General features: G+C 36.0%; 26 protein-coding genes and 2 pseudogenes. 12 read left to right on the top strand and 16 right to left on the bottom strand.

Annotated features, from left to right (window positions below):
- Nucleotides 1-25 precede the first annotated feature (25 nt).
- Together RHABOEDO_RS02990 and RHABOEDO_RS02985 are read right to left on the bottom strand one after the other, a co-directional pair.
- Nucleotides 26-790, bottom strand: a pseudogene (locus RHABOEDO_RS02990) (IS5 family transposase).
- A 53-nt stretch (nucleotides 791-843) separates the two neighbouring features.
- Nucleotides 844-1,158 carry a hypothetical protein gene (locus tag RHABOEDO_RS02985; RefSeq protein WP_220017749.1) on the bottom strand — a complete coding sequence of 105 codons (315 nt, stop codon included), beginning with the start codon at nucleotides 1,156-1,158 and terminating at the stop codon, nucleotides 844-846.
- On the opposite strand from RHABOEDO_RS02985, the gene RHABOEDO_RS11420 reads away from it, so the two are divergent.
- A complete protein-coding gene (locus tag RHABOEDO_RS11420) occupies nucleotides 1,159-1,320 on the top strand; it encodes a helix-turn-helix domain-containing protein (RefSeq protein WP_220017866.1) in 162 nt (53 codons plus the stop codon). It begins immediately after the preceding gene.
- Nucleotides 1,321-1,336: 16 nt separating this feature from the next.
- Here RHABOEDO_RS11420 and RHABOEDO_RS02975 read toward each other — a convergent pair whose 3' ends face one another.
- Together RHABOEDO_RS02975 and RHABOEDO_RS02970 are read right to left on the bottom strand one after the other, a co-directional pair.
- Complete coding sequence (locus RHABOEDO_RS02975; protein ID WP_281069562.1) at nucleotides 1,337-1,822, bottom strand: IS630 family transposase; 486 nt, start codon at nucleotides 1,820-1,822, stop codon at nucleotides 1,337-1,339.
- Entirely contained in the window at nucleotides 1,823-2,371 is a 549-nt protein-coding gene (locus RHABOEDO_RS02970; RefSeq protein ID WP_220017747.1) for a helix-turn-helix domain-containing protein, read from the bottom strand.
- Nucleotides 2,372-2,592: 221 nt separating this feature from the next.
- On the opposite strand from RHABOEDO_RS02970, the gene RHABOEDO_RS02965 reads away from it, so the two are divergent.
- Together RHABOEDO_RS02965 and yidD are read left to right on the top strand one after the other, a co-directional pair.
- Entirely contained in the window at nucleotides 2,593-3,036 is a 444-nt protein-coding gene (locus RHABOEDO_RS02965) for a class I SAM-dependent methyltransferase (protein WP_215217428.1), read from the top strand.
- A 220-nt stretch (nucleotides 3,037-3,256) separates the two neighbouring features.
- The gene (yidD, locus tag RHABOEDO_RS02960) at nucleotides 3,257-3,466 is read left to right on the top strand and encodes a membrane protein insertion efficiency factor YidD (protein WP_215217422.1); all 210 of its coding nucleotides are present in this window, start codon (nucleotides 3,257-3,259) and stop codon (nucleotides 3,464-3,466) included.
- On the opposite strand, the gene RHABOEDO_RS02955 is transcribed toward yidD, so the two are convergent.
- Nucleotides 3,463-4,602, bottom strand: coding sequence for a LysM peptidoglycan-binding domain-containing protein (locus tag RHABOEDO_RS02955; RefSeq protein WP_215217423.1), 1,140 nt, complete (start codon nucleotides 4,600-4,602; stop codon nucleotides 3,463-3,465). The two genes, yidD and RHABOEDO_RS02955, sit on opposite strands and share 4 nt — an antisense overlap.
- Before the next feature lie 83 nt (nucleotides 4,603-4,685).
- On the opposite strand from RHABOEDO_RS02955, the gene pheT reads away from it, so the two are divergent.
- The 3 genes from pheT to RHABOEDO_RS02940 are packed head-to-tail and all read left to right on the top strand — an operon-like array spanning nucleotide 4,686 to nucleotide 8,595.
- A complete protein-coding gene (gene pheT, locus RHABOEDO_RS02950) occupies nucleotides 4,686-7,073 on the top strand; it encodes a phenylalanine--tRNA ligase subunit beta (RefSeq protein ID WP_220017746.1) in 2,388 nt (795 codons plus the stop codon).
- Nucleotides 7,074-7,110: 37 nt separating this feature from the next.
- A complete protein-coding gene (locus tag RHABOEDO_RS02945; protein WP_220017745.1) occupies nucleotides 7,111-8,088 on the top strand; it encodes a toxin-antitoxin system YwqK family antitoxin in 978 nt (325 codons plus the stop codon).
- A gap of 36 nt (nucleotides 8,089-8,124) precedes the next feature.
- The gene (locus RHABOEDO_RS02940) at nucleotides 8,125-8,595 is read left to right on the top strand and encodes a methylated-DNA--[protein]-cysteine S-methyltransferase (RefSeq protein WP_215217426.1); all 471 of its coding nucleotides are present in this window, start codon (nucleotides 8,125-8,127) and stop codon (nucleotides 8,593-8,595) included.
- On the opposite strand, the gene RHABOEDO_RS02935 is transcribed toward RHABOEDO_RS02940, so the two are convergent.
- A complete protein-coding gene (locus tag RHABOEDO_RS02935) occupies nucleotides 8,592-8,768 on the bottom strand; it encodes a hypothetical protein (protein ID WP_220017744.1) in 177 nt (58 codons plus the stop codon). The genes RHABOEDO_RS02940 and RHABOEDO_RS02935 overlap by 4 nt on opposite strands.
- Before the next feature lie 144 nt (nucleotides 8,769-8,912).
- On the opposite strand from RHABOEDO_RS02935, the gene RHABOEDO_RS02930 reads away from it, so the two are divergent.
- Nucleotides 8,913-9,926: an IS30 family transposase gene (locus RHABOEDO_RS02930; protein WP_215216525.1), complete on the top strand. Its 1,014-nt coding sequence runs from the start codon at nucleotides 8,913-8,915 to the stop codon at nucleotides 9,924-9,926.
- Nucleotides 9,927-10,116: 190 nt separating this feature from the next.
- On the opposite strand, the gene RHABOEDO_RS02925 is transcribed toward RHABOEDO_RS02930, so the two are convergent.
- From RHABOEDO_RS02925 to RHABOEDO_RS02905, 5 genes and pseudogenes are all read right to left on the bottom strand, one after another.
- Nucleotides 10,117-10,515, bottom strand: coding sequence for a hypothetical protein (locus tag RHABOEDO_RS02925; RefSeq protein ID WP_215217791.1), 399 nt, complete (start codon nucleotides 10,513-10,515; stop codon nucleotides 10,117-10,119).
- A gap of 93 nt (nucleotides 10,516-10,608) precedes the next feature.
- A pseudogene (locus tag RHABOEDO_RS10695) lies at nucleotides 10,609-11,196 on the bottom strand (helix-turn-helix domain-containing protein); the annotation flags it as partial.
- Nucleotides 11,197-11,217: 21 nt separating this feature from the next.
- The gene (locus tag RHABOEDO_RS02915; RefSeq protein WP_220017742.1) at nucleotides 11,218-11,556 is read right to left on the bottom strand and encodes a transposase; all 339 of its coding nucleotides are present in this window, start codon (nucleotides 11,554-11,556) and stop codon (nucleotides 11,218-11,220) included.
- Nucleotides 11,557-11,607: 51 nt separating this feature from the next.
- Complete coding sequence (locus RHABOEDO_RS02910; protein WP_245397589.1) at nucleotides 11,608-12,093, bottom strand: IS630 family transposase; 486 nt, start codon at nucleotides 12,091-12,093, stop codon at nucleotides 11,608-11,610.
- Between the two features lie 5 nt (nucleotides 12,094-12,098).
- On the bottom strand, nucleotides 12,099-12,467 hold the full coding sequence (locus RHABOEDO_RS02905) for an IS630 transposase-related protein (RefSeq protein ID WP_215216866.1): 369 nt from the start codon (nucleotides 12,465-12,467) through the stop codon (nucleotides 12,099-12,101).
- A 298-nt stretch (nucleotides 12,468-12,765) separates the two neighbouring features.
- Here RHABOEDO_RS02905 and RHABOEDO_RS02900 point away from each other — a divergent pair, with 298 nt between their 5' ends.
- Nucleotides 12,766-12,945, top strand: a complete 180-nt coding sequence (locus RHABOEDO_RS02900) for a hypothetical protein (RefSeq protein ID WP_215217270.1) — start codon at nucleotides 12,766-12,768, stop codon at nucleotides 12,943-12,945.
- Here the strand turns inward: RHABOEDO_RS02900 and RHABOEDO_RS02895 are convergent.
- Both RHABOEDO_RS02895 and RHABOEDO_RS02890 read right to left on the bottom strand, forming a co-directional pair.
- Nucleotides 12,929-14,038: a Fic family protein gene (locus RHABOEDO_RS02895; RefSeq protein WP_215217271.1), complete on the bottom strand. Its 1,110-nt coding sequence runs from the start codon at nucleotides 14,036-14,038 to the stop codon at nucleotides 12,929-12,931. The two genes, RHABOEDO_RS02900 and RHABOEDO_RS02895, sit on opposite strands and share 17 nt — an antisense overlap.
- 81 nt (nucleotides 14,039-14,119) lie before the next feature.
- A complete protein-coding gene (locus RHABOEDO_RS02890; RefSeq protein WP_215217272.1) occupies nucleotides 14,120-16,660 on the bottom strand; it encodes a DEAD/DEAH box helicase in 2,541 nt (846 codons plus the stop codon).
- Between the two features lie 32 nt (nucleotides 16,661-16,692).
- Here RHABOEDO_RS02890 and RHABOEDO_RS02885 point away from each other — a divergent pair, with 32 nt between their 5' ends.
- Nucleotides 16,693-17,529, top strand: a complete 837-nt coding sequence (locus RHABOEDO_RS02885) for a hypothetical protein (protein WP_215217273.1) — start codon at nucleotides 16,693-16,695, stop codon at nucleotides 17,527-17,529.
- Here the strand turns inward: RHABOEDO_RS02885 and trhO are convergent.
- Nucleotides 17,483-18,430, bottom strand: a complete 948-nt coding sequence (gene trhO / locus RHABOEDO_RS02880; protein ID WP_215217274.1) for an oxygen-dependent tRNA uridine(34) hydroxylase TrhO — start codon at nucleotides 18,428-18,430, stop codon at nucleotides 17,483-17,485. The genes RHABOEDO_RS02885 and trhO overlap by 47 nt on opposite strands.
- A 165-nt stretch (nucleotides 18,431-18,595) precedes the next feature.
- Between trhO and rpsD the strand changes: the two genes are divergently transcribed.
- Nucleotides 18,596-19,213: a 30S ribosomal protein S4 gene (rpsD, locus tag RHABOEDO_RS02875; RefSeq protein ID WP_215217275.1), complete on the top strand. Its 618-nt coding sequence runs from the start codon at nucleotides 18,596-18,598 to the stop codon at nucleotides 19,211-19,213.
- 3 nt (nucleotides 19,214-19,216) lie between these two features.
- Here rpsD and RHABOEDO_RS02870 read toward each other — a convergent pair whose 3' ends face one another.
- Nucleotides 19,217-20,410 carry a hypothetical protein gene (locus tag RHABOEDO_RS02870; RefSeq protein WP_215217276.1) on the bottom strand — a complete coding sequence of 398 codons (1,194 nt, stop codon included), beginning with the start codon at nucleotides 20,408-20,410 and terminating at the stop codon, nucleotides 19,217-19,219.
- A 392-nt stretch (nucleotides 20,411-20,802) separates the two neighbouring features.
- Between RHABOEDO_RS02870 and RHABOEDO_RS02865 the strand changes: the two genes are divergently transcribed.
- Nucleotides 20,803-20,979: a hypothetical protein gene (locus RHABOEDO_RS02865; protein WP_220017741.1), complete on the top strand. Its 177-nt coding sequence runs from the start codon at nucleotides 20,803-20,805 to the stop codon at nucleotides 20,977-20,979.
- Nucleotides 20,980-21,003: 24 nt separating this feature from the next.
- On the opposite strand, the gene RHABOEDO_RS02860 is transcribed toward RHABOEDO_RS02865, so the two are convergent.
- Nucleotides 21,004-22,038: an IS630 family transposase gene (locus tag RHABOEDO_RS02860; protein ID WP_220017740.1), complete on the bottom strand. Its 1,035-nt coding sequence runs from the start codon at nucleotides 22,036-22,038 to the stop codon at nucleotides 21,004-21,006.
- A gap of 476 nt (nucleotides 22,039-22,514) precedes the next feature.
- Here RHABOEDO_RS02860 and RHABOEDO_RS02855 point away from each other — a divergent pair, with 476 nt between their 5' ends.
- On the top strand, nucleotides 22,515-23,549 hold the full coding sequence (locus RHABOEDO_RS02855) for an IS630 family transposase (protein WP_220017482.1): 1,035 nt from the start codon (nucleotides 22,515-22,517) through the stop codon (nucleotides 23,547-23,549).
- Nucleotides 23,550-23,633 lie beyond the last annotated feature (84 nt).

Here is a 23,633-nt window from a genome sequence, read left to right as displayed (position 1 = left end):
TTAGTTTTTCTTTTTAAGAGCCTGTTTAAAATCTTTTCAAAAGTAGAGCAATAAAAGCAAGAACCACCATATTCAGGCTTGTATGTAGTTTTCTTTCGCAATTTTTCCATAGCCTGCGACATTTTTCTATCCACGCAAAAGAACGCTCTACAACCCATCTTTTGGGAATAACTGTAAAAGTATGAAGTGTATTTCTTTTAGCTATTTCTACTATACATCCTAATATCTCCTGCACACTCTTTGCAAATTTTTCTCCAGAATATCCTCCAATGGTTTTTATGTAGTGAAAATGCTTCTATACACCCATTTCTGTCAGTGATATTAGCAGTGGTAATGTGAATCGCATGAGGGAGCCCTTGGGTATCGACTGCTATATGTCTTTTTATTCCTGATATTTTTTTCCCTGCATCATATTCTTATCTTTTCCGCTGTATCAGTATTTTTAACACTTTGAGCATCAATAATTACAAAGCTTATTTTCTCTTTCCGACCACTGCTTTTTCTGACCTCGCCAACCAATTTTTTTTAAAACTATTTCAAGAATACTCTTAGAATTTTTATCATCTTTTTTATTCCAAAGATGGAAATAATAATCACATCATTCCCATTTAGGATATTCTATGGGTAACATACGCCACTGGCAACCACTTTTTAAAATGTACAAAATTCCACAAAAAATATCATATAGATCAACTCTTCGTGGACGTGTTTTTTTGCGTGTAGACTCAAGTATTAGATGGATTTTGCTAAATTGTTTACGAGAAATATCGCTTGGATAAGAGCGGGTCATAACTACCTCCAAAGGTTTTATGAAAACTATTATTATACCTTAATGAGAAGATTTTAAACAGGCTCTAAGCGCTTTACATCTAAGGCTCCATTGATATTGATACGTTTACGTCCTGTATTTGTTAGCAATATAGCCTTAGATCCTTTTTCATACCATCCATAAGAGGGTTTGGAATTGTGTTGAGGATGAACCCCATCTAAATAAAGCAGTTGATCTGTTTGAACGAGTTCTTTTTCTAGATTTTGCAATTCTTGTGAAAAAAGCTCTTTAGCTTCCTCATTCACTTTTCCAGGAATCAGCTTAGGCTTTTTATTAGGTATAAGTTTAACCGATGCAATAAAGAAACCATAGCTGATGGTGTATAACATATTTATATTTTACAAGCTAGAGGAGATACATCTAGCTCAATAGCAACCATTCTAAAAGTTCATCATAGCACTATTAGTAGGGAACTTAAGAGAAATAAAGGGCAACGAGGATACCGTCATCAGCAAGCTCAAGAAAAAGCATTACATGGGATAATAAGATGAATATACTAGTGCCGATTCAAACGGCTAGCTTAATGGGATTTAAGTCAACGACTTGAAACTTGTCGTTTATCCTACATTTCAAAATATCTGTTATTTTCGGTATCTCTTCTAAGAAGAATCCTCTAATTGCCTGAAAAAAAGTCACCGACGTTTCGTAATATCGATTGTATACCGTCTTTTCCTTTAAGATCTTCCACAAGCGTTCAATAGGATTCAAATTCGGCGAATAAGGAGGGAGATAGTGCACTTTAATCCTAGAAGACATCAGAAACTCTTCTAGTTTCTTATTTTTGTTTGATCTTGCATTATCCAAAATTACATGAATAATTCGAGCCTCTGTCTGTTTTTCTAGCTTCTTGAAAAAATCGAGCATTGCATCGGCATCAACTGTCTTATATTCCTCTGTAAAAATCTTCATTCCTGTCAGGCAAAGAGCTCCAGCAAAATGCAATCGCAATTGTTTCCCGGATGTCTGCAAAGTCTTTTGAACGCCTTTTTTGATCTATCCACATACGGCTTGGGACTGATGTTCAGGATGCACAGCATCTATGAAATAGATCTCTTCATCAGGGTTTAAGGTCTCCTTTAAAGCCCTATATTGTTCTATGAAAATTCGTTGTTTTTCAGGATCTAATTTCCCAGGAATCTTTTTAGGACGTTTATAAGCAAATCCGTGCTGTATGAGCCAATCTGTCATGCCGCTTTGGGAATATTTTATCCCATATTGCTCATGCACATAAGCTATGATCCCTTTGACTTTAAGATAGGTCTTTTCCTGTAGGTGTTTTAGTAGAGACTCTGTTTGGTCTTGTGAAGGTTTTGATTTGCTACCGCCTCGAGGGCTACTTCCAGTTTTATTTTCGGAATCATATTCTCTGAGGTATTCCTGAACAGTGATAGGGCTTATCCGAAGTGCTTTAGCAAGATTTTTTGTTGAGATACCCTCATCATAGCCCAAAATTACACAAAGCCTATTCCGTTCAGAATAGTCTTTTGGATGCTTTAACTTGTGTTCTAAGTCAGCTCTCTGGCTAGGGATCAGTTTTTTCATACTCAATAGCTTAACACAAAACAAAATATTTTTCTATACGATTGAATCGGAACCACTATATACTGTCCTATAAAGAAAATAATATTGCATACCAAGATGCAATCGATGAAGTGCTCAATTGCTATGGAAAAGATACCTGGCATCAAGAGACAAATGAATTATTTCCCACATGTAGATTAGGATGCATTAATTTTGGATATTAGGAGCATGTACCGAATACTATTCCGTTAGAAGTTCGAGAAAAAAGCCAATTAGATCTATATAAAAATCTCTTTGAGTTTTCAGGAATTAATGAAGTTTCAACAGCTACTATAATCGAGATAGGTTGCGGAAGAGGGCATGGGGTTCACTTGCTTTCTGAAAAGAACCATAATAGCTATGGTATAGATTTAGTTGTTTCTCAAATTCAAAAATGTGTGAAAAATTACCCAAGTCTGGCTTTAAAATTTAAACAGGGTTTATCTAATCGTTCAGGATTTCTATCAAATACCTTCAACTTTGCAATTTCTATAGAAGCAGCCCAACATTTCTATAGTTTCTTCGATTTTGCGCAAGAAAGCTATAGAATATTAAAAGAGGATGGAGTACTTGCAATTACCACTTTTTTTTTACTAAGGAAAAGAGTAAAAGAGAAATCAAAGATCTCATTCCTCAAAGTATTATAGGAACTCAATTTGCAATTCCTATTCACGATGCTAAGATTTTTTTAGAACAAGCTGTCTTTAAAAATATTAAGATAGTTTCTATTGGAGCTTTTGTTTTCCACGGATTTTGTAGATGGGCCATGCAATCTATGAGCAAGAAAAACCATACTCCAAAATGGGTTGAAGCATATGAAAAAGGTTTTATCGATTACTATATGATTCGCGCAGAAAAAAAACTATCATGCTAAAAAAAATTCCCCTTCTATGCATCCGCTTATATCAGTTTACCATTAGCCCTCTTTTAGGTAATTGTTGTCGCTTTTTTCCCAGTTGTTCTGATTACGCAATAGAAGCCATCCATGTTCATGGATATAAAGCATTATGGTTGATTGTAAAACGTATAGTAAAATGCCACCCTTGGCATCCTGGAGGGAATGACCCCGTTCCTTAGCGGACAGGAATTTGTAAACAACGTCCTGGGCGGATCTTATCGGTTTCTAATTGGTTGATCTGCATGATCTCTTTAATGCTCACTTTGTGTGCGCGTGCGATTTTCCATAAGTTATCCCCTGCTTGTACTTTGTATGTTTTACAAAGAGATTTTTCTATTTTTTTTGCCGGAATTTGTGAATAGCCTAATGCTTGTGCTGCTAGTTGCCATACAGCATCTGTACGTGGGGCTGAAAGCAATCCCTTCGATAGATTTTTTAATAGATGAGGAGAATCATTGAATAAATCAAAAAAAAGTAAAATATGTCGATCTTCTAACTGTTGTAAACAAAATTCTGGGCTGCTTTCCAATAATAGAAGAGCGGCTGTTTTAGATCTTTTTTCCAAGTAGACTAACAAAAATGAGCGACATTGTTGCATGGATAAATCTAAAGCTACTCTTTGAGATAAAGAAAAGTTTGCAAGATCTATCCATTCTCCTTCGCAAAGCAGGTCGATTAATTGGTTTGTTGAGCAAGAAATCCCTATTTTAGAAAAAAGCATGTAGACACTGTGATATTCTGAGGTAAGAGAGAAAGCATTGATTAAGGAAGAGTGATAAGGTGGAATAGAGCGCTTTAGTTCATAAAATAAACCTTGAGCGGTAAAGGGCCATTTCTCCGTTTTTGCAAAATGCACAATTGCTTGAAATTGATAGTCTGCTAATCCTGGAAAAACAGGCACTTCTATCACCTCTGATCCTTTCTCTTGACTTAAGAGAATCGACCTCTTTTGTAGAGGGATACCCCCTAGAGCCTTATCTAAATTAAAGTGGTGAAAAGCAACAAGACAAGAAAGAGCAAGATCTCTTTTCCTAATACCCTGCTCTACAAAATCTTGATTTTCTAAACAGATGAGGAGTTGTTGATAGGATAAAACAGAATAGGAGCGCAAGATCTCTAAATTGCTAGTAGATGGCATTTTTGCTTCAGTGGTCAATGGTTTCAATTCAATGGATAAAGAATCATTTTTATCTTTAATCACAAAATAAAAAAAAGTACCTAAAAGACTAACGTTCAATGTTCCACTAATAATTAAAGCTTGGGTAAGCCTCTTTGTACGAGTAATCCAAGGGCTATTTTCAGAAGTAACGCGCATTATTTCCTGTTCCGAGATATTCAAATTTGGTATAAGATCTGCAGTTTAATACTAATTTGTCCTTTTGTTTTATGAAAGTCTCATTGTCTTCCTTAAAAGAATATATAGATATTAACTTATCTACTCATGATTTATGCCAAGTATTAACACTAGGTGGAATTGAGGTAGATGAAGTAATCGAAAACCCTCTTAAGTTCAGTAATGTTGTAGCGGCGACTATTTTAGAAGTTGTTTCCCATCCTAATTCTGATCATTTAAAAGTAACTAAGGTAAGCAACGGTAGGCAAGTTCTGCAGGTGGTATGCGGAGCTGATAATTGTCGTGCAGGAATGCGTGTAGCTTTAGCTCAAATAGGCGCAATTCTCTATCTAGATGGCAGATCTGTAAAAATCACAAAAAGCAAGCTACGTGGTATTGAATCTCATGGAATGCTCTGCGCAGCAGATGAGTTAGGACTTTTAGATAGTGCAGATGGTATTTTGGAACTGTCTGATCAAATAGAAGAGGGCACTGATTTAAAAGAGAAATTTAACGACACCATTCTTCAACTATCTTTGACTCCAAACTTAGGGCACGCCATGAGTGTCTACGGAATCGCACGGGATTTATCTGCTCTTTTACAAATTCCTGTGAAGTTTCCCTCTTTTTCTCTAGAAGAAGAAATATCGATAAAGGATCTTATTAAAGTAGAACTCCTTGATCCAACTCAATGCCAAAGATATGCCTGCAGAATGCTGCAAGGGGTTTCAGTGGGACCTTCACCTCTTTGGTTACAAAAAAAATTAGAACAAGCGGGCTTTCGTAGTGTTAACAATGTTGTCGATGTGGGAAATCTCATTTTACAAGAGTTAGGTCAACCCTTACATATTTTTGACTACCAAACCATTGCAGATCATACTCTTCAAATTACTTCTAAAACGTACTTTTCTGAATTAGAAACGCTCGATTCGATGAACCGCCTCATTCCTCCAGATGTTTTGATGATTTGCGATCCAGAAAAACCTTTAGCGTTCGCAGGTGTTATCGGAGGAAAGAGTTCTGCTGTTTCAGATAAGACATCTGATGTGTTAATCGAAGCTGCTTATTTTACTCCACAATCGATTCGCAAAAGCAGTAAATGGCTTAAAACAAAGACCGATGCCTCACAGAGATTCGAGAAAGGAATAGACCCCAACTTTATTCCTAAAGCATTAGATTACGCTGCCTATCTCCTACAAAAAGTTGCTGGTGGAAAAATTGTTAAAGGAATGATCGATCAAAAGACAAGCTCTTTTGCCCCTAAAAAAATAATTTGCAGGCTAAAACGTGTAAATCATATTTTAGGCACACAACTGAATCCTTCTGATATATTCACGATCCTCTTTTCTGCAGGTATGCATGTAACTGAACAATCTGTAGAGCAGTTTCAAATTCTTGTTCCTTTTTTTCGACATGATTTAAATCTTGAAATCGATTTGATTGAAGAAATAGCTCGGTTATATGGCTATAACAATATTGTTAAAACACCTGCTGTGCATATTTCTTCTCCTCTTGTGCATTGCGCGGCTTATCGGTTAGACCAACAACTTCGTACTTATCTGCTAGAAGAGAGTCTTCAAGAATTTATAACCTGCAATTTGATCAGCCCAGATCAATCTAAAAAGACCTCTGAAAACACACTTCCTGCTAGCTCTTGTATTTCTGTGCTACAACCCCACTCCCTTGATCAGTCTATTTTAAGATCTTCTCTTCTACCGGGTCTTCTGCAAGTGGTTAAACACAACTACGATCGAGAAAATCAAGATCTATCAGGATTTGAAATAGGTAAAATCTACTTCCATCTAAAGGGAGAATATATTGAACAATCAGCTATTGGAATTATTCTAACCGGGAAAAATTCTCCTTACCACATCGATCCTAAACCCCGAGCTTATGATTTTTTTGATGTAAAAGGGATCATTGAAAATCTGTGCGCTCTTCTTCATGTTGAACCCATTAGTTTTCATCCTTCACACCTGCATAATTTCCATCCCAATAGACAAGCAATTATCATGTGCCAAGACAGCATTATTGGCTCTTTAGGGGAACTACATCCTAAACATAGCTCAGAACTTGGTATTGAACAACGAATCTATTTCGCAGAAATAAATACAGAAGAGCTTACGCCTTTTATTAAACAGACGCCGCTTATTAAATCCCTTATTTCTTTCCCTGGCTCAGAAAGAGATTGGACAATTACCATAGCGGATAAAACACCTGTTGGCTCTATTTTAGAAATCATTAAAGCAAACTCTTCTTTACTTCTTGAGGAAATTACTCTTTTAGATCTTTACAAAAGCTCTCAAATCGGCAATGATAGAAAGAACATAACTTTTCGTCTGTTCTATCGCGATAAACTTAAGACCATTGCTTTTGAAGCCGTTGAAAAGGAACATAGCCGGATTGTAGAAACAGTGATGAAGGAGTTAGAACAATTACATATTTTATCTTAAAATGAGGTTCATCATGAAAAGACACCTGTTTATCCTTATGAGCGGTACGGCTTTTATCTTATCTGGCTGCGTTCATGATAACAACGAAAAGACGAGCGTTATATCTAAGCGTTATATCCACAAATACGGCTACCCTGTTCCTAAAGAAGAATGGCAAGAGCATAATTATCCAGGACAAGTAATTACAGCTCTTAGCGATGGCGTGACTGTTATATCTACCTATGAAAATGGTAAGTTACACGGTCCTACCACTTATACCTTTGCTCATAGTCAAGCGATTGAAAAATGCATCATCTATAATCAAGGCCAAAAAGTTAAGGAAACGAGTTATAACTCTAATTCCATGCCTTTACAAGAGTGGATTCAACTCTCCCCTCAGCGTTACTCTCTTACCAGTTGGTATGTAGAAGGTTGTCCTATGATGGTTGAAGAATACGCAGGAAATGAACTCATAGAAGGACAATACTTTACTGCTCTAAATGAAATAGAAGCACGAGTGGAAAAGGGAGATGGCATTCGTATTTCTCGAGACCAAACAGGAACGCTGCTTTCTAAAGAAGTGGTTGAAGACGGTTATACAGTAAAAAAAGAAACGTATTACCCAAATGGAGCTCCTGAGTCAATCTCCTATTATGCCCTAGGCAAACTCAATGGGAATAAACAAACATTTACAGCTAGCGGAGAACCTCTTGCTTTAGAAGAATGGGTGAACGGGCAGCTACACGGAAAGGCTACTTATTTTAGAAATGGCAACCGCTATCTAGAAATTTCTTATTTAAATAACCAAAAAAACGGAACTGAAAGACATTACACCGATGGTGATTTATTAACTCAGGAAATCAATTGGGAAAATGACCTTAAACACGGATCTACTATTTATTATACCGACTCTGATATCCAGCAACATTGGTTTTATGCAGGGCAACCTGTCAGTAAAAAGAAATTTGATGATTATAACCAAATGGATCAAATCGTTGCAGATATATCAGAGGATGTAAAAATACACATCCAATAGCACAACTTAGGATACGTTCTCCTTTGCTAAAAGTTTATGCAACATTCATTTAATCAAGGCCCTTCTATTTGTGTACAGATAGAATGCAAAGACAGCATTCTATCTAAAGTAACCCTGACTAAGTCATCGTATTTTGCATGCTGTATCTCTAAAGAGTGCGATCTTGATACAGAGCAAACCATTATAAAATGGTTAGCTCAGTACAGTTATCGAAAAGATCCCAGTCCCTTAAGCTTTAACCTGCCTAAGCTTCCTCTATTTTACCAAAAAGTATTGATTCATTTGCAAAATCTACCTTTTGCACAGCTAGTCACTTATGGTAATCTCGCTTCTACAATCGGTCATCCAAAAGCAGCCCGCGCTGTCGGATCTGCTTGTAAAAGCAACCCATTTCCTCTTTTTATTCCCTGCCATCGAGTAGTAGCAGCTCACAACATAGGAGGCTTTGCTTATGATCTTTCCATTAAACAAGCTCTATTACAATTCGAAATGGATTTGATTCTCTAAAGAGCAACTCTTTTGCCTTTAGCCAAATCAATGGATGAGTCAGCTAGAACCGCAAAAACCGCAGAAGAAAAAAAGATTCCCGTTGCTTCAAGCAAGCCAACTGGTTGTTTTCCTAATAAATATAAAGCTCCATTCCCTGCCACATAGCTTAAACAAACATTCATAAATTCCATAGGTTGCTCTAGTAAGAGCAGTTTATTTTTGATTAAATCTACCCAAGAAGCAGCTAAATGACCACTATTGCTTTAGTCTTTTCAAGTTTGAAGTGCACAGAAGAATTAAAAAAAGAATAGGCAGGCGATGAAAGAATCTCTATTGTGATTTTTAACAATCAAACACAAGGAGAGACCTTGCCTAAAGGCTACCATCACCTAACCTATGACCAAAGATGTCAGATTTATATTTTAAAAGCTAGAGGAGATACATCTAGCTCAATAGCAAACATTCTAAAAGTTCATCATAGCACTATTAGTAGGGAACTTAAGAGAAATAAAGGGCAACGAGGATACCGTCATCAGCAAGCTCAAGAAAAAGCATTTCTTAGAAAAAATTCTCAGCCCAATAAAAAAATGACTCCTCAAATAGTTACCCGTATTGAAGAAAAAATCAAGTTGCAATGGAGCCCTATACAAATATCCGGATGGCTTAAAAGACATGGTAAAGAACATGTTAGTCATGAGACCATCTATAATCATATCTGGAAAGATAAACGACAGGGAGGACAGCTTTATAGAGAGCTCCGTCATCGAGGGAAAAAATATAACAAGCAGAGAAAGGGAGCTTCTGGAAGAGGGAACATGCCTGGTCGTATAGATATTAAGCAACGGCCTTGTATTGTAGAAAAAAAGACTCGTTTAGGAGACTGGGAACTAGATACAGTCATAGGGGCAGGACATAAAGGCGTAATTGTATCAATGGTAGAAAGAACTTCCAAGCTAACTAAGCTCGCCAAAGTTTCTCATAAAACTGCAGAGGAAGTAAGTCAAGCGTTAATTGAACAACTTAAACCTATCAAAGATTTTGTACACACATTAACAGCAGACAACGGAAAAGAATTTGCCTATCACCAAATGGTTAGTTTCGAGCTAGAGACAGACTTCTACTTTGCAACGCCCTACCATTCTTGGGAAAGAGGCTTAAATGAGCATACAAACGGACTAGTTAGGCAATATTTTCCTAAAACACAAAGCTTTTTAGATACGACTTCCAAGGATATAGAAAGGGTGGAAACTTTACTAAATAACAGACCTAGAAAGGCTCTCAACTTCGAAACTCCACTAGAAGTGTTTACGAGATTATCTACAAACATGCTATGCTCGGGTGCACAATAGATGTTTTTTCAAGTATTTATATGTTCTTTTTTGTGCACTTCAAGGTTGAAAGGGCCGTTTGATTAGAGAATTATTATAAAGTAGTTTTAATTTTTATAAAATAATAACAATTTATTTTACAGCAAATAACACATTATAAACAATTCTAAATCCAATCGGTTTAGAGAAGCACAATCATAAATATTCTTTTTTAATTTTTGAAAGCCCGATCTTTAATATAATTAATTAATAAATCGGAAAAAAAGCTGGTGATCCCTAAAATTAGAGAAACTTTTACCGCGGTCGTAAAAATAAGTGGTTTTCCTATTAAAGAAAGGGCTTTATTACCAGCTGTAAAAACTAGGTAAGCTCTAGTCATTAGTAAAGGCGTTACAAGAAATTTTGAAAAGCTATTCATAAGTCTTACAGATCTAGTAAATAAACCTATATGAATTATAGCCGCAACTGTACCAACACTACGGCTAGTAACTGCATAAATTGCTCCATGCATGGGGGAAATCCCACAAAATCTTCCTGCTATACATCCGCCTACTGCAGTTAAAGCAACAGCTCTAGGGTCGAAAATCGATTTGCAAAAATAACTTTCCATAATTGCTCACAAAGAAGGGGTTGCTCCTTAAACGGAGTAAGTTAAACTCTCCAATATAAACGAGATTTTTTCAAATCTCAAAACCGCTCATTAAAGAGCAAAAACATGTTTTTTGCCATTACAAAAGTTTATTCTGACAACTTTTTTCGTTTTCTTATCTACGACTATTTTGATCGTATGCTTTTTCTTTTTTCCGGAGTAAAAATGCTTCTGTCTATTATTGCGATTTTTTATCCTCTTTTTATCTTTGTCTTTTTTTGGGGACGCTCTATAGGTGTTTCTGATGCATCTATAAGAATTACTTCGTATTCCATGTCTCTCTTAAGAAGAGCTTTTTTCCCAGGCTGTGAAAACTTCTTGCTTTTAATCCATGTGTCTTCTACCCATCTGCAGGCTCGATAACATGCGCTTTCTCTCAGACCGTAACTACAACCTGTGTGAAAATACGTTCGATATTCTCTCAAATATTCTAAAGTCTTTAAAAGCTTGTCTTCTAGGCTTAAGTAAGCCTTTTCTCCTAGCTTTTCTATATCTTTTGTTTTGCTCTTCCCATAAAATTAAGACCTTTTCTTCAAAAGTTTTTCGTTTCACTCCTGTCAGTCTTCTAAATTGCTCGGGTGAGAGTGATTGAAGTTCTAAGTAATTTTTCCTTTCCCTCCATTTAGGAAGGAAGTATAGCAAAAATCTAATTACGCAAGAAGTCTAATATCGATTATTGCGAACTTTTTTATTCATGAATCGCCAAAGGCGTTCAATCAGATTGAGATCGGGAGAATAAGGAGGCAAGAATTTGATTTCTACTCTGGATGTTTTTAGGTAATTTGCAACAATTTTTGACCTATAGTAGGCAGCATTATCGCATATAACCACGATTCTTTGTGCAAAAGGATACTTTTCTTCCCATTTTTTAAACAAATCAAGAGTAGATTGCGCATTGATAGAGTCGGAAGAAAGAGTTGTAACTTCTAAAACCCTTTCTTTTACTTTTTTCCAAGCAGAACCTACTAATTCTAAAACTCTTGTGTTTATATTTGCACTCATAAATTCTCTTTTTATATTGTTCTTATTATTAAGAGATTTTGTTATAGTTATTTAAATCGACATTGATAAAACAGCTTGATCTAAGGCTTCGGATAAATTAGCTACAGTAGGTAAAAGTTCTCGGATTTTCGTTTTCATATTGGCCCAATATTTTTCGATAGGATTTAAGTCCGGTGAATAAGGCGGGAGAAAGAGCATTTTGTATCCACTTTCCTCTATCAATGTTCTAGTTGTCTTTGATTTATGAAAGCTCGCGTTATCGAGAATCAAAACTTGGCCATGAGTCAAATTTGGAATCAATTCCTGTTTTAGCCATACATTAAATAGATCCGTATTGCAAGTTCCTTCAAAACACATCGGTGCCAGCAATTTCTTCCCTTGTAGTGCCGAAATTACACTCTGTCTACCAAATCGTTTTCCTGAAATTCCTCCAAATATTTGTTTTCCCCTCGCGCTCCTCGCATATTGCCTATGCACATATTGACTGATTCCGCTCTGATCCAAATAGACCCTTTTTTCAGGAGAAATTGCTTCTATCTTTTTTAGATATTCCGCTCTTGCTTCCGCATTCCTTTCCTTATAAAACGCAATCTTTTTTTTCTTGTGATCTTGAGTCTTTTCAAAGCGTAAAAGATTGCTTGCAAAGTCAAACCAAAATGCTTTGCAATCTCTGATAAAAAATGATCGGGGTTTTTTTCTACATAAGCGATTAATCTCTGATCATCAATTTTCTTATAAGTGCTTTTCTTTTTTAGAGGTTCTACGTTTCCTCTTTGTTTCTTACGCTTTACCCATCGGTAGACAGTTGCAATCCCAACTTGAAATAGCTGGCTGGCCTTCATTTTGTCGTTATTTTCTTCTAGGTATTGAAGCACTCGTTTTCTTAGATCCATTGAATAAGGTTTAGGCATTTCTCTACCTCCATATATTTTGTTGGAGAAAAATATACAACTTTATCAATAATATTTTAAATAACTATATAACAAACAATTGTTAATTAATTATGAAAACTTAAATTAAAACATGTATTAACTTATTTAAAAAACTATTTTTTTAATACCTGTAATTAACTACAAATAAATGAGTTATATTCAAAAAACTTTATATTGACTCATTTCATCTATATCTTAAAAAAGCCTTGTTTAAGTATGTATACAGATAAATCAAAGGCATTATTTTACCCCCTTTTTGCCTAATTGAAGAGATTTTATGAAAAAAGAAGAACTGTTAAAAAAGATTTCCGAACTAGAGTCGGTCAATGACCAGCTTCAGACAGAACTGCGCTATCTCGACATTTTACTTAAAGAAATTGGCTTTGTTGAAGGGCTCAAAACACTTAAATTTGCAGCTAAGGAAATGATCGAACAAGATCTTAAAGAAGAGGATTAATTCTTATGGGCAGGTTTAACCAATAACGGGTGTGGCGAAGCTCTCCGGTTTTTACTAAGGCCCTTTTATGAACTAGGTCTGCTAAATCGCGTGTTGCTGTTGCTCTAGAGGTCTTTGCTATCACAATATAGTTATCAGCACTCAATCCCCCTTGAAAACCGCTTAGGCCCTCTGCAAACATCCTCAATAAAACCTTTTCCTGACGTGGATTGAGTCGTCCAGAAAGAGCTGTCAACAGCTTTGATTTTTCAATCAAAAAGCAAAGAAGGTTCATCGATTGACTTTGAGCCTGCAAGATCACATCTGCAAAAAATGCAATCCAATGATCTATTTCTAGAGTGCGATTACATCTTTCAATAGCTGTATAGTATTCTTTTTTTTGTTTTTCTAATACTTTTGAAACAGCAATTAATACCGGGTGTCCAATGCCTTGAGAAAGAACCTTTTCCACTAAAACACGGCCAATTCTGCCGTTTCCGTCTTTAAAAGGGTGAATGCTCTCAAAATACACATGAGCAATGGCCGCTTTTCCTAGAATAGATAGCAATGCATTTGTAGAATTAAACCAATTAATGAATGCTGCCATTTCATTGGGAACTTTTACTGATGAGGGAGCTTCAAAAAAAACCTTTGAAGAGCCATATCGATGAGAAACAATCTGCATGGGTTCAATATGAGTGCGATATCTTCCACAATCAATATTTGATTGATTATTAAACAGTTCGAAATGCCATCTAAAGAGCATCTCTTGAGTCAATGGTTGATCAAAGGATTGATAAACATCACAAAGAAGTTTAGCCATTCGAGATTCTTTATTGGTCTCTTGGTTGGGAGATGCACGTAAGCTAAAGTGTTGTTTAATCGATGATTGCAAGCTTTCTCTATCAAGAAACTCTCCTTCAATTCTCGCACTTTCTAAACCCTCCAAACTAAGAATCTCTACGACAAACCGGCTGTATTCCTGATCTCCTATATTTTTTAGAAAGGCGCAGGCAGTGTCTACTTCTAAAAGAAACTGCCTTTCTTTTAAAGCTATTTGGTCGAGATGGTAGCTAAATTGGGGCCAGTCGGGTAATTCCCAGTTCCAGGGCATGAGTTATAGACCTCTCTTCTATAACTCAAATATATAGAAATATGAGTTATAGAGCAAGGCTCTATAGCTCAACTTTTGGTTTTAATCTAGTAGATGGATCAAATCTTCTAAAGAAAGGGCTTCTATATTGCTTAAATCTTCCATAAGGGTTTGAGAGAGCTGTTGCTTATGTTTTTTAAGGCCCATGATTTTCTCCTCAATGCTTAAAGCGGTTACATAACGCCTAGCAATCACTTGGTTAGACCTTCCTAACCTGTGGGCTCGATCAATAGCTTGATTCTCTATTGCTATATTCCACCAAGGGTCATACAGGAAGACATAGTCGGCTTTGGTCAAATTTAAACCAACTCCTCCTGCTTTTAAGCTAATAAAAAAAAGAAGGGTTTGGTCGTCTTCTTGAAACTGAGATACAACCTGTTCTCGATTTTTTGTGCTCCCATCTAAATAGACGTACTTCCAATTCCGATTTTGAGCCTCTTTTTTCATCAAATGTAGCATTGAAGTGAATTGACTATAAAAAAGAACCTTTCTCTTTTCTTCTATCACTTCTGCTAAATCAGCCATAACTTTGGAAAACTTCCCGCTGTATTGATAGAGATCTTGGGCAGTAGGATCTACTAGCAAAGGGTGGGCGCAAATTTGCCTTAGGCGCAAAATGGCTTCTAAAATCTGCATTTGTTGATTGGTACCTTTTGATCGGAGCTTAACACGCGTGGACTGTAGATATTTTTCATAAATGTTGCGCTGCTCTTCGCTCATTTCTACCCAAATGGTCTGTTCGAGTTTTTCTGGAAGATCAAGCGCTACTTGCTTTTTTGTGCGACGCAAAATAAACGGCCTGATGAGCTTTTGTATGCGCTTTAAATAACGACTGTCTACTTGAGATGCAAGCGCTTCTGCTTGAAACTGTTTACGCTCACCTAATAAGCCTGGATTAAGAAAATAAAAAAGCGAGAAGAAATCCTCTAGTCTATTTTCTATAGGTGTCCCTGTAATAGCCACTCGCATCTTTGATCGCAGCTGAAAACAGACTTCAGCTATTTGACTATCTGGGTTTTTAATGACTTGTGCTTCATCTAAGATAACCAGTTGAAAATCTAAAGAGGTAAACAATACCTGGTCTATACGTAAAACAGCATAGGAAGTAAGAATGATTGATGGGATAGAGGGAAGGGTTTTTATTCTCTCTTTGCCTGCATGTATACGAATCGGGCAGCTAGGAAAAAACCGAGCACATTCATTTTGCCAATTAAATAATAAAGACGTAGGAACTACAATCAAACAAGATTGTTTGAGCTCTAGTTGTGAAAGAAAGGCTATTACTTGGATGGTTTTACCTAAACCCATTTCATCAGCTAAAAGCCCCCCTACTTGATTTTTCTCTAGAAAAGAAAGCCAGATCAACCCTTGATTCTGATAAGTGAACAGTTGCCCTTTGAATTTCTCTCCTAGAACAACTGGTTGAAGAGCATGATTTAAGTGCTTAAAGATCTCTAGAGGATTCTTTTCCTCAGAGAGCAATCCTAATTGCCTAAAGGGAAGGTAGACTCCTTCTTGATCAAACTCTAACTCTGAAAGATCTGCCCATTTCTCTTCTATTTTTTTCAAATCGATTAGACCGACTGTATGAGCAGCTAATTCTACAAAGCAAGATCTACGATTAAAAGCCCCTATTACCTGTTGTAAATTAGCTCTATGACCTTGATAATCAAACTCAGCGCGTACAAGCCAAGCTTGAGGGCGCTCTTCTAACAATAGGGTTTCTTGTCCTAAACAAACCACTTGCTTGTTTTGATGATCAAATACTTTCCAGCCGATTTCAATTAAAAATGTAATACTTTTGGCTACTTTATCTAGCGGACAATAATAAGAAGAATCCCCCACTTTTTTTTTGCTAAAATCGGTTTCTAATAGGTCTTGTTCCCATTGCTTTTCTAGGGTCTTTTTACGCCAAAAAAACTCTTTTTCTTCAAAAGCTGGTATTTTTCCTCGTATTCCATAATCAAACCATAAATTGGCAAATCCTCCATGTCGATCTGTTAAACAAATAAAAGGCAAAGGATCGTTTGAAATTTCTTCTAACCAGGTTATGCCCTCTTTTTCTTCTAGAAACTCCTGTAGTTCTTTTTTTTGTAAGATAGTCTCTGGAATTTTTAGCCATTTTAAAGACACTTCTGTGTCTAATAGACGTACAACTCCAGCATAGAGAATCCATTGAGGACTTCCCCAAAAAACAGCTGTACAGCTGGCCAAAGGCTCTTCTTGTCTACCAAGCTTAAATCTTGCACAGATTTCTACTTGTGTCTCATTTAAGGCTTTTGCTTGAATAAATCCTTCTGCCTTTGTAAAAGGATCGATAATGATCTTTTGTCCTTTATAGAGCAATCTACCTGTGCCACTAAGAAGCTTAAGTAATTCAAATGCAATTCCTGAGGAGATAAGAAACCTTATTCCCTCTTCTACATGGGTAGGTAATTGTTTCCATAAAAGATCTAGTGCGTTTTTTTCTAAAAGGGATTTAGCTGCTAGCAAGGTTTCTTTTCTCTGGGAAAATTTTTTTGGTAGTGTAATAACCATTTGAGATTTTTGAGAAATATCTAAATGATAAAATAGCTCTGACACAAATATCTCCTTTTAAACTATATTCATGGTTTATGAATCATAACTTGAAGATTTGGAATAACCAATCCAGCTGGGAAGAAGCGGAAGAAAAATGGGATCAAGGGCAAAAATCCTATCAAAAAACCCATCCGTTGAAAACTCTCTCCTCTCTTCCACAAATGCCTGGTATTACCAAAGACACTTCCTGCAATCTTACATGGAAAAGTACAAAATATTTACTCACCCGCGATAAGAAAAAAATTTTTTGGCGCTATTTTTTTCGTGCGCCGATAAAACATAGCTATCGTTTTATCTCTTCTTTATTTACAAAATCTTACTCTCGAGACCAAGATCTTTTCTTTTATGGGGTAAAAGATTTGGCCACCTTTGAAAAGCGCTTAGCTTGTCATAAAAACCATCTTCTTGTCATAGGATTTTCCTATTGTCATAAACCTTTTGAATGCCCTTCAAAACGGTTTTCAGCTGACTGTATTCACGATCCCAATCATCCGGTATGTCGCCAGTGTTTTATTGGTAAAGCGGTAAATGCTCTACCTAATAGAGCTCATATCATTCCTTTATTTATTCCTACCGTTCATTATATTGGAGAAAAGTGCTTCGAGCTTATTTTTGCCCATCCAGATAAGCAAGTCTTTTTCCTGATTACCGCATGTGAGCTAACCCTTACCATGTTTGCAGATTGGGGAAACATGATCGGCATTCAAGGGATAGGCATACGTCTTGATGGTCGCATTTGCAATACTATGAAAGCCTTTGAACTTTCCGAAGAGGGAATCAAACCAGGACTTACCGTTGTGCTTGATGACACACAAAAACTCATGCTTAATTTAATCCGTTCTCTTTGGAGGAATACCGACGAAAAGGCTTAGGACGCGTGACCGCCTGATAAAGCCTTACCCTACCAGCAGACATGCAAGTATCACTACAACAGCCTTTGAATTTTTCTGCACAAGTAAGGCAACATAAGAAAAGCTCATTGCAATCCATATTTGCACAATTATAATATGTATCACTACTTGTTTTGCAATGAGAACAATGGCTGATTACTTCATCTACTTTTTCATCTATACAAACGGATAAGCGATCGTCAAATACAAATAACTTGCCTCTCCAATGTGCGGTACTTTCTTGTTTTCCATAATTAATTACACCACCATCTAACTGATAGATCTCAGAAAAACCTTCTTTTTTTAGCAGAGCAGAATACAGTTCGCATCGAATACCACCAGTACAGTACATCATGACCTTTGTCTGGTTAGGGTCATAATGATTTTTTAATTTTTTTGCATAGGGAGAAAAATCTCTAAAGTTTTTTAAGCAAGGAAGCTCAGCTCCCACAAAATGACCCAGTTCCCATTCATATTGATTGCGCACATCGATTAGCAAAACGCTTTCATCGCGATTTTCCAACATCTCTTTCCATTCTTTAGGGGAAACGTGTGTACCTGTTAATTCTAAATCCACCTCTTCATCTAAAGCTACAAGCTGCTTCCGAAATTTCACGCAGGCTTTGGGGAATACATGCTCATCGTAAAAATCTATTTTAAAAGAAATTTCTTTAAAACGTGCATCCTTTTTCATCCACTCTAGGTAGATTTGAGCATCGGTTTTACAACCGCTTATTTGGGCATTAATCCCATTATGAGCAATATAGATCCGACACTTAATATCTTTATTTTCTAGAAATTTTTGCTGCCTCTGTACCTCTTTTAAGGGGTCTTCAATAGGAGTAAATATATAATAGGCTATAATCCAATAATCTTTTTGCATAAGTCAATACCCTTGTTTAAAAGAGAAGTATAGCGCTGAAAAGCAAACCTGACAATATCATAGATTATTTTTTAACAAAAAAAGCTCCATTTACAAAAAATCACGGGTAGATTAGGATACATCTTTTTATGTCATTAAAATAAGCAGTCTTATTAGGAGATTACCATGGTTCGATACACCGGCCCAAAAAATCGTGTCGCAAGACGTTTTGGGGCAAATATATTCGGCAAAGCTCGTAATCCGTTACTACATAAGCCAAATCCTCCGGGAATGCATGGAAGTAAAAGAAAGAAAAAGTCTGATTATGGCCTTCAGCTAGAAGAGCAACAAAAGTTAAAAGCTGTTTATGGTATGCTGACAACCACTCAGGTTGTGCGCTACTATAAAGAAGCTTCAAAAGCAAAGGGAAATACCCCTGCTGTTTTTATCGAGAGATTAGAATGCAGATTAGATAATATGGTTTACCGCTTAAAATTAGCGCCGACTATTTTTGCAGCTCAGCAATTAGTATCTCATGGACATGTATTGGTAAATGGTAAGAAAGTAGACCGCAGGTCTTTTTTTGTCCGTCCGGGAATGACGATTTCCATTAAAGAAAAGTCTCAAAAAAATGATAAAATCCAAAAAAGCATAATTAGGTCTGGTGAGATTCCTGAATACCTCTCTTTGGATGCTGGTGCTTTTTCAGGGCAACTTCTCGTATCTCCTGCAATCGACCAGGTGCCTTTTCCTATCTTGATTAATGTACCGTTAATTTGTGAATTTTTAGCACACAACAACTAAACCTTATATAGAGTTAGCTCTAGCTAGCTCTTCTTGTATTTTTAAAAGTTTTGTCGTAGAAGAATGGGGTAATAATTTTTTGAATGCTTTTTCTACTTTTTTATAGCCTATTTTTTTATACTTATCACAAGGAACCGTAAATCTTCTTGTAAAATCTTCTACATCACTTGACCTAGGATAAAGAATGTCTTGAGTAGATTTTTCTAAAAAATTATAGAAATCTTTAAAGAAATTATTATTTGAATACACTATAGATAATTCTTGTAAAAGCGGATTAGAATCTATATAAGCATTCCAACAAGTTTTAAATTCATTGAATAGTTCTTCATATTTATGAAGATCTTCTTCTTCGCGTAAAGCACGTCTTAGTTTTCTTATGGCTACTACCAAACTATTTGCATAATCTTTTATATCATTTGCAAATAATGAATGAGACATATAAAAATCTGTTCCCTTACAAACATTCTTTGAAAGCGTTTGGTAACCGAATTCAGCAATACGAACTATATCCAAATTTTCGATCGCTTCTCCCTTCTTTGCCGATTGTAAAATATTTTCTATATTCCAAGAGGGGTTTTGCGGAGCATATAACTTATGCATAGGTAAAAATAATTCGCTTGGAAACATACGTTTTTTATCATCTTCTTCGTAAATTAAGTTTCCAATCTCTGACAGTTTTTCATAAAATTGATTCTCTACTCTTTGGAATAGATAAAAAGCTTTAGGCTGCCATATAGTCCCCTCATCCGTATCAGGTACGTAAGTTATTCCCATAGATCTAGCAATCAGATTCCATTCTTTTTCTATCTTTTTTAGATCTTGAAAACATGTATATATTCTCCAGTCTTTTTGAGATGAATTAAAATACTTTTTTATATAATTAATTATCTGTTTTATCCAACGAGGAAAGCTTAAAAAAAATTTTTGATTGCTTTTTACCAAATGTTCTACATGCGCATTTTTTAGCAAAAACTTTCCGTCTTCAGTAAAACTAGGGTCTACTGATAAAGTAAAAAAAGCAGGCATCCATACTTGTTCTACGTTTTTTGAATCAAGGGTAACATGGCTTTGAGAAACATTAGGTTTACAATTATTAAAACAATTTTTTATGTCTTCTTTTTCTAGGTTATCTCTTGGATTATCTATCGTGGTGTTTTGTAAGACCTGAATAGAAGGTTCTAAAAAAATTTTTGTCATATTCTCGTTTTTCATTTAAATGAATCTATTAATGTTAATTAATAATAATTATACTATACAATTGTTAATTGATTATTAATTTATATCTGATATACAGGGCCAACGCATGAAGATTTTGCTTGATAATTGAGAGATAAAAAATGATTCTGGCTCCTTTTTCATAAGGAGTATAAAAAGGAAAGGAAATAGAGACCATTCAAAGCCTTCTTACTATATTAAAGGAGTTGTTGTAACAATCGATGCAGCCGTTTGTCACAAAATAGTAGTAGAACAGATTTGTTCCCAGGGAGGAGATTATGTTATTGCCCTTAAAGGCAATCAAGACCACTTACATGCAGAAGCTCATAACTTTTTTGAACAAGCACAGGACGTTATACCGGAAGAAGCTAGCTGTGATTATTGAAGGAACTGGAGCTGAAAATCTATCTATAGTTCGACGGGCTACTTTGAATCTTTTACAAAAAGATAAGACAAGCAAGGTCAGTTTAGGTAAACGACGCTTCATTGCATCATGTCGTAAAGATTATTTATTAGATCTGGTAGGTGCAAAGGAAATTCTTCATGCGTAAGCCCTGATCTATACTAGTGCCGATTCAAACGGCTAGCTTAATGGGATTTAAGTCAACGACTTGAAACTTGTCGTTTATCCTACATTTCAAAATATCTATTATTTTCGGTATCTCTTCTAAGAAGAATCCTCTAATTGCCTGAAAAAAAGTCACCGACGTTTCGTAATATCGATTGTATACCTTCTTTTCCTTTAAGATCTTCCACAAGCGTTCAATAGGATTCAAATTCGGCGAATAAGGAGGGAGATAGTGCACTTTAATCCTAGAAGACATCAGAAACTCTTCTAGTTTCTTATTTTTGTTTGATCTTGCATTATCCAAAATTACATGAATAATTCGAGCCTCTGTCTGTTTTTCTAGCTTCTTGAAAAAATCGAGCATTGCATTGGCATCAACTGTCTTATATTCCTCTGTAACAATCTTCATTCCTGTCAGGCAAAGAGCTCCAGCAAAATGCAATCGCAATTGTTTCCCAGATGTCTGCAAAGTCTTTTGAACGCCTTTTTTGATCCATCCACATACGGCTTGGGACTGATGTTCAGGATGCACAGCATCTATGAAATAGATCTCTTCATCAGGGTTTAATGTCTCCTTTAAAGCCCTATATTGTTCTATGAAAATTCGTTGTTTTTCAGGAGCTAATTTCCCAGGAATCTTTTTAGGACGTTTATAAACAAATCCGTGCTGTATGAGCCAATCTGTCATGCCACTTCGGGAATATTTTATCCCATATTGCTCATGCACATAAGCTATGATCCCTTTGACTTTAAGATAGGTCTTTTCCTGTAGGTGTTTTAGTAGAGACTCTGTTTGGTCTTGTGAAAGTTTTGATTTGCTACCGCCTCGAGGGCTACTTCCAGTTTTATTTTCGGAATCATATTCTCTGAGGTATTTCTGAACAGTGATAGGGCTTATCCGGAGTGTTTTAGCAAGATTTTTTGTTGAGATACCCTCATCATAGCCCAAAATTACACAAAGCCTATTCCGTTCAGAATAGTCTTTTGGATGCTTTAACTTGTGTTCTAAGTCAGCTCTCTGGCTAGGGGTCAGTTTTTTCATACTCAATAGCTTAACACAAAACAAAATATTTTTCTATACGATTGAATCGGAACCACTATATACTAGTTTGATTTCAAATTAAGAATTGCATAACTGGTTTTTTTTGAAAAAGCTGCTCTATCTTGCAAGAAGATATTATCTTTTGTATAAAAATGTTTATGTATTCAAACTCTTAATTTGAATGCAAACGAGTTCTCTAATTGCACACAAGGGGAATATAAATTCTCTTAATTCTTCATAAGCTCTCCGAGCCGATATTTTGCTTGCAAAATAAAAGGCGTTTTTTAAGATCTTAGGACAGCAAAGTTTAATGCGGGAGATAAGTCCAGGGTTCTCTGCGGAATCTTTTTGAAGAAAACTATTTTAGATTCTTCGCTCCATTATGCTATCCGAAATGAAATGGGCAAGACAATGTATATAGTGGTTCCGATTCAATCGTATAGAAAAATATTTTGTTTTGTGTTAAGCTATTGAGTATGAAAAAACTGATCCCTAGCCAGAGAGCTGACTTAGAACACAAGTTAAAGCATCCAAAAGACTATTCTGAACGGAATAGGCTTTGTGTAATTTTGGGCTATGATGAGGGTATCTCAACAAAAAATCTTGCTAAAACACTCCGGATAAGCCCTATCACTGTTCAGAAATACCTCAGAGAATATGATTCCGAAAATAAAACTGGAAGTAGCCCTCGAGGCGGTAGCAAATCAAAACTTTCACAAGACCAAAAAGAGTCTCTACTAAAACACCTACATGAAAAGACCTATCTTAAAGTCAAAGGGATCATAGCTTATGTGCATGAGCAATATGGGATAAAATATTCCCGAAGTGGCATGACAGATTGGCTCATACAGCACGGATTTGTTTATAAACGTCCTAAAAAGATTCCTGGGAAATTAGATCCTGAAAAACAACGAATTTTCATAGAACAATATAGGGCTTTAAAGGAGACCTTAAACCCTGATGAAGAGATCTATTTCATAGATGCTGTGCATCCTGAACATCAGTCCCAAGCCGTATGTGGATGGATCAAAAAAGGCGTTCAAAAGACTTTGCAGACATCCGGGAAACAATTGCGATTGCATTTTGCTGGAGCTCTTTGCCTGACAGGAATGAAGATTTTTACAGAGGAATATAAGACAGTTGATGCCGATGCAATGCTCGATTTTTTCAAGAAGCTAGAAAAACAGACAGAGGCTCGAATTATTCATGTAATTTTGGATAATGCAAGATCAAACAAAAATAAGAAACTAGAAGAGTTTCTGATGTCTTCTAGGATTAAAGTGCACTATCTCCCTCCTTATTCGCCGAATTTGAATCCTATTGAACGCTTGTGGAAGATCTTAAAGGAAAAGAAGGTATACAATCGATATTACGAAACGTCGGTGACTTTTTTTCAGGCAATTAGAGGATTCTTCTTAGAAGAGATACCGAAAATAACAGATATTTTGAAATGTAGGATAAACGACAAGTTTCAAGTCGTTGACTTAAATCCCATTAAGCTAGCCGTTTGAATCGGCACTAGTATATTACGGCTTCTAAGAGCCAACTCATTTGTCGTCTTTACCTATTTCTTCGGTTTTCTCCTGCAAAAAATT

The sequence above is a fragment of the Candidatus Rhabdochlamydia oedothoracis genome (assembly GCF_019453995.1).
Taxonomy (GTDB): Bacteria; Chlamydiota; Chlamydiia; order Chlamydiales; family Rhabdochlamydiaceae; genus Rhabdochlamydia; species Rhabdochlamydia oedothoracis.
The sequence above is the reverse complement of the archived record's forward strand: the minus strand, read 5'-3'. Positions and strand labels throughout refer to the sequence as shown.

Bases quoted from the DNA above. Each gene is read 5' to 3' on its own strand.
- RHABOEDO_RS02935 (WP_220017744.1), bottom strand. From the start codon at position 8,768: ATGGAATTTATGAATGTTTGTTTAAGCTATGTGGCAGGGAATGGAGCT.
- RHABOEDO_RS02855 (WP_220017482.1), top strand. From the start codon at position 22,515: ATGAAAAAACTGATCCCTAGCCAGAGAGCTGACTTAGAACACAAGTTA.
- yidD (WP_215217422.1), top strand. From the start codon at position 3,257: ATGCTAAAAAAAATTCCCCTTCTATGCATCCGCTTATATCAGTTTACC.
- RHABOEDO_RS02905 (WP_215216866.1), bottom strand. From the start codon at position 12,467: ATGCCTAAACCTTATTCAATGGATCTAAGAAAACGAGTGCTTCAATAC.
- trhO (WP_215217274.1), bottom strand. From the start codon at position 18,430: ATGCAAAAAGATTATTGGATTATAGCCTATTATATATTTACTCCTATT.
- RHABOEDO_RS02945 (WP_220017745.1), top strand. From the start codon at position 7,111: ATGAGCGGTACGGCTTTTATCTTATCTGGCTGCGTTCATGATAACAAC.
- RHABOEDO_RS02970 (WP_220017747.1), bottom strand. From the start codon at position 2,371: ATGAAAAAACTGATCCCTAGCCAGAGAGCTGACTTAGAACACAAGTTA.
- RHABOEDO_RS02895 (WP_215217271.1), bottom strand. From the start codon at position 14,038: ATGCCCTGGAACTGGGAATTACCCGACTGGCCCCAATTTAGCTACCAT.
- RHABOEDO_RS02985 (WP_220017749.1), bottom strand. From the start codon at position 1,158: ATGTTATACACCATCAGCTATGGTTTCTTTATTGCATCGGTTAAACTT.
- RHABOEDO_RS02955 (WP_215217423.1), bottom strand. From the start codon at position 4,602: ATGCGCGTTACTTCTGAAAATAGCCCTTGGATTACTCGTACAAAGAGG.
- RHABOEDO_RS02915 (WP_220017742.1), bottom strand. From the start codon at position 11,556: ATGAGTGCAAATATAAACACAAGAGTTTTAGAATTAGTAGGTTCTGCT.
- RHABOEDO_RS02940 (WP_215217426.1), top strand. From the start codon at position 8,125: ATGCAACATTCATTTAATCAAGGCCCTTCTATTTGTGTACAGATAGAA.
- rpsD (WP_215217275.1), top strand. From the start codon at position 18,596: ATGGTTCGATACACCGGCCCAAAAAATCGTGTCGCAAGACGTTTTGGG.
- RHABOEDO_RS02885 (WP_215217273.1), top strand. From the start codon at position 16,693: ATGAATCATAACTTGAAGATTTGGAATAACCAATCCAGCTGGGAAGAA.
- RHABOEDO_RS02870 (WP_215217276.1), bottom strand. From the start codon at position 20,410: ATGACAAAAATTTTTTTAGAACCTTCTATTCAGGTCTTACAAAACACC.
- RHABOEDO_RS02900 (WP_215217270.1), top strand. From the start codon at position 12,766: ATGAAAAAAGAAGAACTGTTAAAAAAGATTTCCGAACTAGAGTCGGTC.
- RHABOEDO_RS02925 (WP_215217791.1), bottom strand. From the start codon at position 10,515: ATGGAAAGTTATTTTTGCAAATCGATTTTCGACCCTAGAGCTGTTGCT.
- RHABOEDO_RS02860 (WP_220017740.1), bottom strand. From the start codon at position 22,038: ATGAAAAAACTGACCCCTAGCCAGAGAGCTGACTTAGAACACAAGTTA.